Here is a 13632-nt window from a genome sequence, read left to right on the forward strand (position 1 = left end):
TCGGTGCTCTGCGGGCACACTCGGGCGTTCCGCAGCACCGCGCACCCGTTTCTCCGCTGCCGCGGCGGGGCGCGGCGCTGTCGTGGTCCTGCTGGTGGCGACCCCGCGCCGATCGCGCGCACGGCGCGTCCGAGGAAAGGGGCGCTCACGGGCCGGCAGCGGCCTGCGGCCGCGTCGTCGCGCGCCGGACGGGCCGGCGGAACCGGGAGCGGTCCGCCCCGAGCGGCGGGCGGCCGTGCAGACCCGGCACCGGCCGCGCGCCGCCACGGGAACCCCGGCGCGCGGCCAGGGAAACCCCCGCACCGCCGCGCCCCACGCGGAACGCCCGGAGCCCCGGGGGCGGTTGCCCCCGGGGCTCCGGGCGAGACGGTCGGCTGGCCGGCCGGGCTAGCGGCGGCTGCGGACGAGCAGCCACAGGAAGTACGGCGTGCCGATCACCGCCGTCATCAGGCCCGCGCCGAGCTGCGCCGGGGCGATGACCGTTCGGCCGAGCAGATCCGCCGTGCACACGAGCACCGCGCCCAGCAGCATCGAGACCGGCAGCACCCGCACGTGCCGGCGGCCCACGAGGGCGCGCGCCGCGTGCGGGGCGACCAGGCCCACGAAGGCGATGGTGCCCGCCGCTGCCACCGAGGTGGCGCTCAGCAGGACGGCCGCCGCGAGGAACCCGAACCGGGTGCGGGCCAGGCTCAGTCCGAGCAGCCGCGGGGTGTTCTCGTCGAGCGAGACGAGGTCGAGCTCGGTGCGCCGGACGGTCGCCGCGACGGCGCTCACCACGAGGACGCCCAGCAGGGGCAGCGCGTCGGGCATCGTCCGGCCGTAGGTGGAGCCGGACAGCCAGGTGAGGGCCTTCGTCGCGTTGAACGGGTCGGTCAGCACGATGAGCAGGCTGATGAGTGCCGTGGTGCCGGTGGCGACGCCGATGCCGACGAGGACCAGCCGGTTCTGCTGGAAGCCGCCGCGGGCGGACAGTCCGAAGACGAAGACCGCGGCGACGGCGGCCCCCGCGAAGGCCGCGCCCGCGATGCTCCACGATCCGGCCAGCGGCACGGTGGTGACCAGGAGCACCGCGCCGAGCGCCGCTCCGCCGGAGACGCCCATGACGCTCGGCTCGGCGAGCGGGTTGCGGGTCACCGCCTGGATCAGGGTCCCGGCGAGCGCCAGCGCCGCACCCGCGAGGATCGCGGCGACGACACGGGGCACCCGGGTGTCGAGGACGAAGGTGATGGACCTGCCGGCGTTGCCCTGCGCCCAGTTGACGACGTCGCCGAGCAGCAGCTTGGCGTCTCCGATGAGCACACCGGCGATCGTGATGCCGACGAGCGCCGCCACCAGGACGCCGACGGTCGTCAGGAAGACGGCCCGGCTGCGGATGCGGAGCCGGTCGACGGCGGCGGCGCCGGCGGTGTCCTTGACCCGGACGGCCATCACCACGAGGAAGACGGCGCCCACGATGCTGGTGACGACTCCGGTCGGCACGGCGACGGCGAGGTCGGTGCTGACGAAGGTGCGCAGCAGGACGTCGGCGCCGAGCACCAGTCCGGCACCGGTCAGTCCGGCGACCGGTATCGCGCTGCGGGACCTGGTGAAGCCCCGGAACCGGCGGGCGAGCGGACGGACCAGCGCCGGGGCGACGAGTCCGACGAACCCGATCGGTCCGGCGAGGGTGACGGAGGCCGCGGACAGCAGTGCGGCGAGCGTCACGACGGTGACGCGGGTGGCACGGACCGGGACGCCGAGGCCGCGGGCCGCGTCGTCGCCGAGCGCCAGGGCGTCGACCCGGCGGCCCGCGAGCAGCAGGCCCACGAGTCCGACGAGGGCCAGTGGCAGCATCTGGAGGACGCCGTCGAAGCCGTTCTGGCCGATGCTGCCCTGGTTCCACTGGTAGAGGCCCTCGGTCTGCTCGGGGAAGAGCAGCAGGAGTCCCTCGGTGACCGAGGTGAGGCCGAGCATCAGGGCGGTGCCGGCGAGGACGAGGCGCACGGTGCCGGAGCCGAGGCCGGAGAGGCCGAGCACGACGGCGGCCGCGGTGAGTCCGCCGATGAGGGCGACGCCGGACGAGGCGATGAAGGGCAGCGAGACGCCGGTGACGGACACGACGGCGAGCGCCAGGTAGGAACCGGCGTTCACGGCCAGGGTGTCGGGCGAGGCCAGCACGTTGCGGCTGACCGCCTGGAGGGCGGCGCCGGCGAGGCCGAGGGCGAACCCGACGAGGATCGCGGCGGTCATCCTCGGCAGCCGGGAGGCGATGACGACGGACGCGTCGCCGGGGTCGGCCCGGCCGGTGAGCGCCTTCATGACCTCGGACGCGCCGACCGCGGCGGTGCCCTGGGTGATGTCCACCAGGGCGAGTGCCGCGACGAGCAGCACGAGCGCGGCCGTCACCGCGGCCGCGCCCGTCCGCGGCGTGGCCTTCGTGTCCGGCTGGTCCTGCGAAGGCCGGCGGGTGTCGGGAGTGGTTGCGGTGACGGCCATCGCGTTACTTCGTGAGCGCGGCGACGACGGCGTCGATGTACGCCTCCATCGAGACGGGTCCGCCGAACATCCAGATGCCGTCGTCCAGGCGGTGGACGTTGCCCTTCTTGACGAACTCCAGGTTCTTCCAGACGGCGTTGTCGGCGAGCTCCTTGCCGAACGGGTCGCTGGAGGCGTCGGTCTTGTTGCCGATGTAGGCGAAGTGGACGTCGCCGAGGGAGGTGAGGCCCTCGACGTCGGTGGAGGCGAGGCCGTAGGCCGGGTCGCCCTCCATCTTCCAGGCGTTCTTCAGACCGATCTTCTCGCTCACCGCGCCGAGCAGCGAGGTGGACGTGTACGGGCGCACCGAGACCTGGTTGGACTGGGCGTAGCCGTCGGCGAAGGCGTACCGGGCACCGCCGAGTCCGGCGTCGGCGAGGGCCTTCTTGCCCTCGGCGATCTTGGCGTCGAGCGACTTCCTGGTCTCGTCCGCCTTCGCCTCGGTGCCGGTGGCCTGGGCGATGAGGTCCAGGTTCTTCAGCATCTGGCCGATCTGGTCCTTGCCGTCGGCCGAGGTGAGGGTGAGGACCGGGGCGACCTCGCGCAGCTGCTTCACGGCGGGCGCGGGCAGGTCGCTGGTGGCGACGATCAGGTCGGGCGCGAGGGCGGCCACGGTGTCCATGCTGGGCTCGCCGCGGGTGCCGATGTCCTTGGGCTCGTTCTTCAGCGGGACGCCCGCGGCCCAGGCCTTGTAGCCCTTGACGTCGGCGACGCCGACGGGGTCGACGCCGAGCGTGACGAGGCTCTCGACGACGTTCCACTCGGTGCCGACGACCTTCTTGGCGGGGCCGTCGAGCTCGACCTTCGCGCCGGTGGCGTCGGTCAGGGTGATGGACGTGGGCTCGGCCGAGGCCTTGTCGGTGTCGTCGGCGGCCGGTTCGGTGGTGCCGCACGCGGACAGGGCGAGCGCCGCGGCGACGGTGGCCGCGGTGGCGAGGAGGCGTCTCATGAGGGTGTGCCGAGCCTTTCGGTTCTGGTGTGGTGGCGGCCTATCGCGCGGGTGCGCAGGCGACCGGTGAGGGGGTCGGTGTCGACTTCGATCCGGATGCCGTAGGTGGCGGTGAGCCGCTCGGGCGTCAGCACCTCCTCGGGCAGGCCGTCGGCGATGACGCGGCCGGCTTCGAGCAGCACGACGCGGTCGGCGACGGCGGCGGCCTGGTCGAGGTCGTGGAGGACGACGCCGACGGCGATCATGTGGTCGTCCGCCAGGTCGCGCACCAGGTCGAGGAGTTCGATCTGGTAGCGGAGATCCAGGTAGGTCGTGGGCTCGTCGAGGAGCAGTACACCGGTGTCCTGCGCGAGGCATCCGGCGAGCCAGACGCGTTGCAGCTGGCCGCCGGAGAGGTGCTCGGCGCCGCGTTCCGCGAGCTCCTCGACGCCGGTCAGGCGCAGGGCGCGGTCGACGGCCGCCCGGCCGCCCGGGTCGGCTCCGCCCCAGCGCCCGCGGTACGGGTAGCGGCCGAACTCGACGACGTCCCGGACGGTCAGGCCGCTGGGTGTGGGACGCGCCTGGGTGAGCAGGGCCACGCGGCGGGAGAACTCGCGCGGGCTCAGGGCGAGGGCGTCGGTCTCCTCGTCGATGGTGACGGTGGCGCTCCGGGGGCGCTGCAGCCGTGCCAGCGTCCGCAGGAGCGTCGACTTGCCGCTGCCGTTGGGCCCGACGAGGGCGGTCACACGGCCGGGCCGCAGGGTCATGGCAGCGTCGTGCACGACGTCGACACCGTCGTAGGCGACGGTGACGCCGGTGGCCGACATGGTGTGCCCGCCCACGGTGGGTGCGTTGGCCGCTTCTTCAGCAGATCTCACGCTGCGAAGGTTAGCCTAACCTAAACCTTGCTGTTCAGCAGGGGGCGGAAACTTTTCGCAGCCCCGCAGGTGAAGCGGCCGGGCGCACGGCCCGGCGCACGGAAGCGACCCGGCGGACGGGCCCCCCGGCGGCCGAAAGTCGCCCCTGGTGACGCCCCGGACCGGGTCGTCGGCGCGCGGGGTGCCGCAGGCGGCGCGGACGACGGGCGGTCGCCACCGGCGTCCCCGCTGCGCACCCAGGCGCGTCCCACACCCAGCGGCCTGACCGTCCGGGACGTCGTCGAGTTCGGCCGCTACCCGTACCGCGGGCGCTGGGGCGGAGCCGACCCGGGCGGCCGGGCGGCCGTCGACCGCGCCCTGCGCCTGACCGCCCGCTCGCGGCCCAGGCCGCCCACGCACCCCGCGGTGACCTCCCGGCCCTCCTCGAATTCACCGACATCGCCCCGACCGGTGTCCGCGACCGGGCCCGGGAAGGCGATGCGGGAGTCGGTGTGGCCGCCCGCGCCTTCGAAGCGGAGCACGATGCCGAAGCGGTCGAGCGCCAACGGCCGTACGCGAAGGGCGTCCTGGAGGGCGCCGGGGTCGGTGAGGCGGGTGAGCCGGTCGACGACGTCCTGGTGGTCGTCGACGAGGTGCAGCAGCATCGCGGCCTCCTGCGCGGCCAGCACGTCCGGCTCGGCGCGCGCGAAGTCCTCCGGGCCGATGTGCTCCACGCGCCCGCGCCGTTCGATGCCGGCGCGGACCAGGTCGAGGCGGAGGACGAGCGTCCTGGAGGCGGCGCGGGCGTCGCACGGGGTGAGGCGGCCGGCCAGGGTGACCTTGGCGCGGACCCGGTCGCGGACACCGGTCGGGGCGATGTCGGTGAATTCGAGGAGGGCCGGGAGGTCACCGCGGGGTGCGTGGGCGGCCTGGGCCGCGAGCGGGCTGTCCGCCGGTGCGTGGAGCAGCAGCCGGCCCTTGCGGTCGACGCTGTGCATGGCGACCAGGTCGTAGCAGCTGTCGTCGGCGGTCAGGCTCAGCGACCGGGCGGCCGCGACGACGGAGCGGATGCGCTCGGCGGTGCCGGGCTCGTCGACGCGGTTCTTCGCCGGGATCATCGTCTCTCCTTTGTTAGGTAAGGCTAACCTAACAAATAAGGAGGCTGTCCGGGTCGGACGACGTGACGAGGGGCCCCGCGGCGCGCCGAGGGCGGCCGTGGGGCGGGGCGCCCCGGGACGGCTACAGCGAGATCAGCCGGAAGATGAAGAACAGGGCGATGACGACGGCCCCGGCCACGATCAGCCAGACCCAGATGCCCGGGTGCTCCCACGGGCCTCCGTCCGCTCGTTCCTCATGGGCCTCGGCGATGGAGCCCTCCGCCGGCGGGGTCTCCTCGGGTGGTACCAGTGGATCGGTCATGTCTCCAGGCTCGCGGAGACCGCGCGACGGCGCACCCGCTGCGGCCCGCTGCGGCCCGGTGCGCCGGCACGCGCGCCGCCGGACGTCAGAAGGCGTAGCGGATCGGGAGCCACGGTGTGTGGCGCTCCACCAGGCGGCGCACGGTCTCCACCGCCTCACCCTTGACGCCGTTGCGGTAGCGCACGTTCCAGCCGCCGTTCTCCGAGCGCTTGGGCTGCTGGATCCCGGGACGCCACAGCGCGGACTCGGCCCGCGGGTGCCAGGCCAGGTTCACCTCGTGCAGGTCCTGGTTGTGGGTCAGCATGATCACCTCGGCGGCGGCCTGCTCCTTGACCGTGCGCGGCAGGACGTCGTCCATCCTGCGCAGCAGCCCGGCCCACGCCTCCTCCCAACCGGGTCTGATGACGACCGGGGAGAAATTGAAATGGACCTCGTAGCCGGCCTCCACGAAGTCCCCTGCCGCGGCGATCCGGTCCTCGACGGGACTCGTGCGGACGTCCAGCAGCCGGGCGTCGTCCGGGGGCATCACCGAGAAGCGGATCCGGGTGCGCCCGCGCGGGTCGAGCAGCAGCAGATCGGGGTTGACGAACTTGGTGGCGAAGGACGCCTTGGCCGTGGGCCAGCGGGAGAACGCGTGCACCAGATCGGCCGTGTTCTCGCTGATCAGCGCGTCCACCGAGCAGTCGCCGTTCTCGCCGATGTCGTACACCCACGCCTCGGGGTCGCACTGGTTCGGTTCGCTCTTCGGCCCCTGGGACAGCACGTGCCGCCCCAGGCGGCCGATGACCCGCTCGATGTTGGTGAAGACGGTGACCGGGTTGGCGTACCCCTTGCGGCGCGGGACGTAGCAGTAGGCGCACGCCATCGCGCATCCGTTGGAGGCGCCGGGGGCGATCCAGTCGGCGGACCGGCCGTTGGGCCGGACCGTGAGCGTCTTCTTCTCGCCCAGGACCAGCACGGTCTTCTTGATCCGCACCCAGTTCCCGGCGTTGCCCGGATTGCCGTGCAGGCCCGGGATGCGCCAGTGCGAGTCGACGGGGATCACCTCGGCGTCCGGGAACCGCGCGAGGATCTCCCGGCCCCGCGGCGAGGCCGCCGCCGCCGGCTCGGCGTGGATCTCCCGCACCTCCAGCATCCGCCGGGCCTCCTCGGAGGTGCGGAAGGACGGCCCCGGGGGCCGGGGGACCGGCGGACCGGGGCGGATCTCCTCCAGGCCGAACAGCGCGTCGGGCTCCGTGGGCCCGGACGGCGTTCCGAAGGTGCTCACACCGAAACCGTACACACCGGCCCGAGGGTGACACGGCACCCGTGAGCGGTGTCCCCCGGCCGCACCCGGAGGACACCGCCGCGGGCGGCGGCGGTCACCCGCCGGCCGGACCGCCGCCCGGGGCGCCCACGCCCCAGCGCACCAGGGACGCCCCCAGCGACATACCGCCGCCGAAACCGGCGAGCAGCACCAGATCACCCGGCAGCAGTGCGCCGGAACGGTTCGCCTCGTCCAGTGCGACCGGTACCGAGGCACTGCCCACGTTGCCGTACTTCTGCAGAGTGCGGTGCGTCGTCGCCCGCTCCAGTCCGGCGAGCCGGACGACCTCCCCGAGCATCACCCCGTTCGCCTGGTGCGGGACGAAGTGGTCGACCTCGCCGATGCCGACGCCCAGCCGGTCCGTGAGCGCGACCAGCGCACCCGGCACGTGCTCGGCGACGAAGTCCCGCACACCCCGTCCGTTCATCCGGAAGAAGTGGCCGCCCTCGGCCACGGTCTCGTGCGAGGCGGGGTGGCGGCTGCCGCCGGCCTCCACCCGGATCAGATCGTGCGCCGCACCGTGGCTGGACAGATCGGTGCCGACGATCCCGTACGGCTCCGCCACCGGCCCGACGACCGCGGCACCGGCGCCGTCGGCGAAGAGGACCGCCGTGCGGCGGTCCTCGAGGTCGAGGATCCGCGAGTACAGGTCGGCGCCGATCACCAGCGCGTGGCAGCCCGGACGCCCCTGCGTCAGACTGCGCGCCAGCTCCAGCGCGTAGACGAACCCGCTGCACACCACGTTGATGTCGAAGCAGGCGGCGCCGTGCGCCCCGAGGGCGTCCTGGACCAGGTACGAGGTGGGCGGCTGCGGGAAGTCGCCCGTGGACGTCGACACCACCAGGTAGTCGATCTCGCCGGCCGTCATCCCGGCCTGCTCCAGAGCGCGCCGGGCCGCGTGCACCGCGAGGTCGGACGTGGCCTCGTACGGCGCCGCCCAACGGCGCGACACGATCTGCGTCTTGCGTTCGATCCACTCGGCGGTGACCCCCGCCCGGGCGGCGATCTCCTCGTTGGAGACCTCCTCCTTGGGCAGGTAGGAGCCGGTCGACAGGATCCCGATCCGCGTGCCGGACGTGTCCGTCGCTTGTGTCATGTGGGCGTTCCCTTCCGGGACGCGGCGCCCGCGGCGCACGCGTCCTGCTCTGGAGTCGTTGCCGCCGGGCCGTCGTCGCCGCCGGGGGCCGTCGTACGCGCGCCGGGCCCTCGGGCCGTGGCCGGGATCGCCGGCCGGACCGGGCCTCTCGGAGCGGCGGGGAACCCACCGGCCGCGCCGCGGCGGCGGTGCGGGGCGTCCTCGCCCCGCCCGCCCCGATGCCGGATACGGTACGCACCCCCGGCGGCCCGGACCTACCCTTACCTCCCCCTAGCCCGCTCTCCAGTGCCGCCACCGCGGGCTGGGTGAGCACGGCGACGATCTCGGAGACGGCGGCCTCCGCCATCTCCTTGAGGATCTTCTTGAACGCGATCCGCGTCGCGACGATCTTCCCGCCCGCCAGCAGCGCGGTGAGTCCGGCGGTGAAGGGAGCCGCCGCCAGCGCGATGCCCACCGTCGCGCACAGGTCGGCCAGTTCGCCGACCGCGGCGATCTTGCGCGCCACGATGATGTCCGCGACCCGGTCCAGCGCCCCGGCGATGATCCGCGCCGCGCCCGCCAGGTCCTTGTTCTTCGCCTGGACCTTCTGCCAGTGCTTGTCCAGCGCCGTCAGCGACTCGCTCTGGCCCGTCGACAGCAGCCGCTGGATGTGGCCGTGCGCCGAGCCCGCGTCGTCGTCCGCGTCGTCCGCGAACTCCCGCAGCGCGTCCGCCATGTCGCGGTACGCGTCCTCGTCGACGTTCGGCCACCCCACGCCCACGACGTCCAGCATCGTGTCGACGCCCTCGGGAATGGTGTATCCCACCCTGATCAGCCCCGTTGCGAATCGAAGATCCAAGACGTGTCAGCATTCCATGGTGCGTACTGCGGATTCCACGGGGTTCCCGGTCCGAGCTGTATGACTTTGAGAAACATCAGGTGCGCGTGCAGAGGTTGCCTTACCGTACTGAGCCCGGTCTGCACGACCGCTCCAGCTGAGCCCGGGGCGACGCCGCACCCGAGCCGAGACCGAATCATGTCCGGAAGCCCTCAGGAGAAGGCCGGCAATGCCGCCGCTCTTGAGGAGACCGCCTACGAACTCGGCAGCGTCCTCGGCAGCATTGCCGCAGCCGCCTACAGTGCGCGCCTCAGCGACAGCGTTCTGGCCGGATACGACCTGAACGACCAGCAAGCGGAAGCCGCCAGGGAGTCGGTCGGTGGAGGTATCGAAGTCGCCGCGCAGACCGGCAACGGAGAACTGGCATCCCGCGCAGCCGAAGCATTCGTCGACTCCCTGACCCAGACCGGACTCGTCGGCTTCTTCACCATGCTCGTCGCCGCCGGCATCGTGACTGTGCTCGTACCCCCGCACCCTCGACATCACCAAGCAAACAACCCACTGACAACGGCACGTTAGTCGGGCCACTGAACACAACCACGCCGTACGGCGTGAAAAGCTACGGCGCGCAGGCCCCTCGGTCCCAAGCGCCCTCGGGGCCGCCTGCGGCCTGCTGCCTTCCCGCCCTTGCCGCGATTCTTGCCGAACGTGCTCCGTCTTCGGTTGTCATCCCGAGGCGCATGCGTTGTTCAGCACGCCGCATGAGGGTGCCCGATGCGCAGCGGAGCCTCGGTCAGCCGGGTGATGTCCTCGATGCCGACGCCCGGCGCCGTCTCCACCAGGGCCAGGCCCTCCTCCGTGACGTCGAGGACGCCGAGGTCCGTGATGACGCGGTCGACGCACCTCTCGCCGGTCAGGGGAAGCGTGCACCGGGTGAGGAGCTTCGGGCTGCCGTCCCTGGCCGTGTGCTCCATCAGGACGATGACGCGCCGGGCCCCGTGGACCAGGTCCATCGCGCCGCCCATGCCCTTGACCATCTTGCCGGGGATCATCCAGTTGGCCAGATCTCCGCGTGACGAGACCTGCATGGCACCGAGGACGGCGGTGTCGATGTGGCCGCCGCGGATCATGCCGAAGGACAGCGCGGAGTCGAAGAAGGACGCGCCGGGCAGGACGGTGACCGTCTCCTTGCCGGCGTTGACGAGGTCGGGGTCGACCTCGTCCTCGCGAGGGTAGGGGCCGGTGCCGAGGATGCCGTTCTCGGAGTGCAGGGTGACATGCAGCCCGGGGGGCAGGTGATCGGGGATCAGCGTGGGCAGCCCGATGCCGAGGTTCACGTACGAGCCGTAGGTGAGTTCGGCCGCCGCGCGGGCAGCCATCTGCTGACGGGTCCAGCTCATGGGCGTACGGTCCTCTTCTCGATCGTCTTGTCGGCGGCCTGCTCGGGGCTGAGGGCGATCACGCGCTGGACGAAGACGCCCGGCAGGTGGATCTCGTTCGGGTCCAGGGCGCCCGGGTCGAGGAGTTCTTCGACCTCGGCGACGGTGACCTGCCCGGCCATGGCGGCCAGGGGGTTGAAGTTCGCCGCGGACTTCCGGAAGACGAGGTTGCCGTGCCGGTCGCCGCGCCAGGCCCGTACCAGCGCGTAGTCCGTGGTGATGGCTTCTTCGAGCACGTAGGGCCGCCCGTGGAAGGTGCGGGTCTCCTTGGGAGGGGAGGCCACCTCTACCGTGCCGTCGGAGCCGTAGCGCCACGGCAGTCCGCCGGTCGCGACCTGGGTGCCGACGCCGGCGGGGGTGTAGAAGGCGGGGACGCCGGTGCCGCCGGCCCGCAGACGTTCGGCGAGCGTGCCCTGCGGCACCAGCTCGACTTCCAGTTCTCCGGCCAGGTACTGGCGGGCGAACTCCTTGTTCTCACCGACGTAGGAGCCCGTCACGCGGGAGATCCGGCCGGCGGCCAGCAGGATGCCGAGGCCGCGGTCGTCGGTGCCGCAGTTGTTCGACACGACCTTGAGGTCGGTGGCGCCCGCTGTGTGCAGGGCTCGGATGAGAACGTCCGGAATGCCGCTGAGGCCGAAGCCGCCGACGGCGACCGAGGCGCCGTCGAGGATGTCGGCCACGGCTTGGCCGGCGTCGGGGAAGACTTTGTCCACGAGAGATCCTTATGGTGCGTGTCCCGGCGGGACGGCGGACCGGCCGCCGTCCACGACGAGGTGGGAGCCGGTGATGCAGGACGCCTCGTCGGAGGCGAGGAAGACCGCCGCGTTCGTGACGTCGTCGCTCGTCCCGCATCGCCCGAGGGGTATGTGCCGGTCGATGGAGCGGATGGGGTGGTCGGCGGCCGCCAGGTGTGCCCGAGACTCTTCCGTGTCGATCAGGCGGGGGCTGATGCAGTTGGCGCGCAGGCCGTGCGGGGGGCCTTCCGCGGCGAGCTGCCGCGTCAGAGCTATGACGCCACCTTCGGCCGCGGCATGGGCGGTGTGCTGGTTCGTCATGGAGATGCCGAGCCCGGCGGTCGGGCCGAGGGCGACGATGCACCCGCGTGCCGCCGTCAGGTGCTGCCAGGCTGCCTGGGCGGACAGCCACACCGAGTCGAGTTCCGCGCGGACGGTGGTGCTGAAGTCCGGGTGGGGCCGCGTCGCGACGGGCCCGAAGCGGACAGCGTCGGCGTTCGCGCACAGGATGTCGATGGCGCCGAACGCGTCGACGGCTTCCGACACCCAGGCCCGGACGGAGACCTCCGTGATCCCATCGAGCCGGCAGGGGACGAGGGCGGTGCCTCCCTCCCGGGCGATGAGCCGCATGGTGTCGAGCGCACCGGCGTGGTCGAGGTCGCCGCCGACGACGAGGGCACCCTCGCGGGCGAAGCGTACGGCCGTCGCCCGGCCGAGGCCGCTGGCGGTGCCGGAGATCAGGGCCACCTTCCCGTCGAGGCGCTTCACGGGCTTTCCGGCCGCAGCGCGTCGGAGACCGACTTGACGCCGCCGTGGGCGGTGAGGCCGCCGTCCACGGGGATCTCGGCGCCGGTGACGTACGAAGACTCGTCCGCCAGGAGGAACACGACGACCGGAGCGATCTCGTCCACGGTGCCGGTCCGGCCCAGCGGGGTCTCGCGGATGTTGGCGTCGCGGAACGCGGGCGCGGCGGAAGCGGTCATCGGGGTCTCGATGTAGCCGGGGTGCACGATGTTGACCCGGATGCCCCGCGGGCCGAGCTCCATGGCCGCGGTCTTCGTCAGCCCGCGAAGTGCCCATTTGCTGCTCGTGTAGGCGACGGGGTAGTGGCCCGTGAGCGCCGCGGACGAGCCGACGTTGACGATGGACGCCCCGGGCCGCATCAGCGGGGCCAGGTGCTGGATCCCCAGCAGGGTGCCGGTGACGTTGGCCGCGTGCACGCGGTGGAAGTCGTCCGGCTTCACCTCGTCGAGCCGGGCGCGCCAGGTGATGCCCGCGTTGTTCACCAGCCCGTCCACGCGGCCGTGGGTGGTGCGCAGTTCCGCGGCGAGACCGGCCCACTGTTCGCCGCTGGTGACATCGAGGGCCCGGCAGTCGCCCTCGGGTTCGATGTCGGCGGCGACGACATGGGCGCCTTCGCGGGCGATGGCGGCCGCTTCCGCGGCGCCCTGCCCCCGGCCGGCTCCCGTGACGACGATGACCTTGCCGGCCAGGCGGCCGGAGGGGGTGCCGGTCACGGGCGCTCCCTGGTCCGGCGCCGGCCGCGCTGGACGGGGACGGGTGCGCTGCCGGCTACGACGGTGTTGGAGACGGTGCCCAGGCCCTGCACGGTGAGCGTCACCGTGTCACCGGGCGCGAGGGGCGGGGGCGTACGCCGGCCGCTGATGCCCCACAGCTCGGCCAGGCAGCCGCCGTTGCCGCAGGTGCCGGAGCCCAGCACGTCGCCGGGGCGGACAACGGTGCCGCGGGAGGCGTAGGCCGCCATCTCCTCGAAGGTCCAGCTCATGTTGGACAGCAGGTCGGTGCCGACGGTCGTGCCGTTGATCTGCGCGGTCATGGCGAGGCGGAGGAAGCCGTCGTCGTCCCGGTAGGGGCAGAGCTCGTCGGCGGTGACGAGGTAGGGGCCGAGGGTGGTGGCCGTGTCCTTGCCCTTGCACGGTCCGAGTCCGACCTGCATCTCGGCGGCCTGGAGGTCGCGGGCGGACCAGTCGTTGAACACGGTGTAGCCGATGATGTGGTCGCGTGCCTGCTCCGGGCCGAGGTCCCGGCCTTCGAGGCCGATGACCGCGCCCACCTCGAGTTCGAAGTCCAGGAGTTCCGAACCGGGAGGCATCGGGATCTCGTCGTTCGGCCCGTAGACCGCATGGGGGTTGGTGAAGTAGAACGTCGGCGCTTCGTACCACTGATCGGGGACACCGACCGCGCCGCTCATGGAGCGCCTGACTCCCTCGACGTGCTCCTCGAAGGTGACGAAGTCGCGGATGGAGGAGGGCTGGAGTGGCGGCAGCAGCCGCACGGCGGACACCGGGGGACCGGCGGGGGCGCGGAGCGCTGCCGTGCCGGCGTCGAGCAGAGCGGGCAGGCCGCCGCCGCGGGCCAGGAATTCGGCCAGGGAATCCACTCCTGCCAGGGGGTGGAGGACACCGTCGTCGAGGACGGCGACGTGGTGCCGGTGTCGGAAGACGTAGGAGGCGAAGCGCATGGTGGCTCCTGCGGGGTGGGGCGGGACCCGGGGGCGCGGC

General features: G+C 72.8%; 12 protein-coding genes and 3 pseudogenes. 2 read left to right on the top strand and 13 right to left on the bottom strand.

Going from position 1 to position 13632, the window contains the following annotated elements:
• Positions 1 to 387 precede the first annotated feature (387 nt).
• Genes EAO77_RS30445 through EAO77_RS30455 form a run of 3 tightly spaced genes read right to left on the bottom strand, consistent with a single transcriptional unit; the run spans position 388 to position 4269 of the window.
• Positions 388 to 2475, bottom strand: coding sequence for an iron ABC transporter permease (locus tag EAO77_RS30445; protein ID WP_147991559.1), 2088 nt, complete (start codon positions 2473 to 2475; stop codon positions 388 to 390).
• Between the two features lie 4 nt (positions 2476 to 2479).
• Complete coding sequence (locus EAO77_RS30450) at positions 2480 to 3463, bottom strand: iron-siderophore ABC transporter substrate-binding protein (RefSeq protein ID WP_147991560.1); 984 nt, start codon at positions 3461 to 3463, stop codon at positions 2480 to 2482.
• The gene (locus EAO77_RS30455) at positions 3460 to 4269 is read right to left on the bottom strand and encodes an ABC transporter ATP-binding protein (RefSeq protein WP_280521570.1); all 810 of its coding nucleotides are present in this window, start codon (positions 4267 to 4269) and stop codon (positions 3460 to 3462) included. Before EAO77_RS30455 ends, EAO77_RS30450 begins: the two co-directional genes overlap by 4 nt.
• A gap of 279 nt (positions 4270 to 4548) precedes the next feature.
• Between EAO77_RS30455 and fecE the strand changes: the two are divergent.
• A pseudogene (gene fecE / locus EAO77_RS30460) lies at positions 4549 to 4689 on the top strand (Fe(3+) dicitrate ABC transporter ATP-binding protein FecE); the annotation flags it as partial.
• A gap of 140 nt (positions 4690 to 4829) precedes the next feature.
• Here fecE and EAO77_RS41510 read toward each other — a convergent pair.
• The 5 genes and pseudogenes from EAO77_RS41510 to EAO77_RS40535 all read right to left on the bottom strand — a co-directional run.
• Positions 4830 to 5417: pseudogene (locus tag EAO77_RS41510) on the bottom strand (DUF2470 domain-containing protein); the annotation flags it as partial.
• Between the two features lie 121 nt (positions 5418 to 5538).
• The gene (locus EAO77_RS30475) at positions 5539 to 5718 is read right to left on the bottom strand and encodes a DUF6480 family protein (protein ID WP_147991563.1); all 180 of its coding nucleotides are present in this window, start codon (positions 5716 to 5718) and stop codon (positions 5539 to 5541) included.
• Between the two features lie 85 nt (positions 5719 to 5803).
• Positions 5804 to 6985, bottom strand: coding sequence for a spore photoproduct lyase family protein (locus tag EAO77_RS30480; RefSeq protein WP_187283485.1), 1182 nt, complete (start codon positions 6983 to 6985; stop codon positions 5804 to 5806).
• Between the two features lie 94 nt (positions 6986 to 7079).
• A complete protein-coding gene (locus tag EAO77_RS30485) occupies positions 7080 to 8120 on the bottom strand; it encodes a 3-oxoacyl-ACP synthase III family protein (protein ID WP_147991564.1) in 1041 nt (346 codons plus the stop codon).
• Positions 8121 to 8397: 277 nt separating this feature from the next.
• Positions 8398 to 8925: pseudogene (locus EAO77_RS40535) on the bottom strand (type IV secretion protein Rhs); the annotation flags it as partial.
• A 210-nt stretch (positions 8926 to 9135) separates the two neighbouring features.
• Here EAO77_RS40535 and EAO77_RS30495 point away from each other — a divergent pair.
• Positions 9136 to 9516, top strand: a complete 381-nt coding sequence (locus EAO77_RS30495) for a hypothetical protein (protein ID WP_147991565.1) — start codon at positions 9136 to 9138, stop codon at positions 9514 to 9516.
• 170 nt (positions 9517 to 9686) lie between these two features.
• Here EAO77_RS30495 and EAO77_RS30500 read toward each other — a convergent pair whose 3' ends face one another.
• From EAO77_RS30500 to EAO77_RS30520, 5 genes are read right to left on the bottom strand one after another with little or no spacing between them, the layout of a single operon-like run.
• A complete protein-coding gene (locus tag EAO77_RS30500) occupies positions 9687 to 10337 on the bottom strand; it encodes a CoA transferase subunit B (protein WP_147991566.1) in 651 nt (216 codons plus the stop codon).
• On the bottom strand, positions 10334 to 11089 hold the full coding sequence (locus EAO77_RS30505) for a CoA transferase subunit A (RefSeq protein WP_147991567.1): 756 nt from the start codon (positions 11087 to 11089) through the stop codon (positions 10334 to 10336). The genes EAO77_RS30500 and EAO77_RS30505 overlap by 4 nt, the downstream gene beginning before the upstream one ends.
• A 9-nt stretch (positions 11090 to 11098) precedes the next feature.
• Positions 11099 to 11878: an SDR family NAD(P)-dependent oxidoreductase gene (locus EAO77_RS30510; RefSeq protein ID WP_147991568.1), complete on the bottom strand. Its 780-nt coding sequence runs from the start codon at positions 11876 to 11878 to the stop codon at positions 11099 to 11101.
• Positions 11875 to 12627: an SDR family NAD(P)-dependent oxidoreductase gene (locus EAO77_RS30515; RefSeq protein WP_147991569.1), complete on the bottom strand. Its 753-nt coding sequence runs from the start codon at positions 12625 to 12627 to the stop codon at positions 11875 to 11877. Before EAO77_RS30515 ends, EAO77_RS30510 begins: the two co-directional genes overlap by 4 nt.
• Positions 12624 to 13592, bottom strand: a complete 969-nt coding sequence (locus tag EAO77_RS30520) for a fumarylacetoacetate hydrolase family protein (RefSeq protein WP_147991570.1) — start codon at positions 13590 to 13592, stop codon at positions 12624 to 12626. The genes EAO77_RS30515 and EAO77_RS30520 overlap by 4 nt, the downstream gene beginning before the upstream one ends.
• Between the last annotated feature and the right edge of the window lie 40 nt (positions 13593 to 13632).

Source organism: Streptomyces sp. T39 (genome assembly GCF_008042045.1).
Taxonomy (GTDB): Bacteria; Actinomycetota; Actinomycetes; order Streptomycetales; family Streptomycetaceae; genus Streptomyces.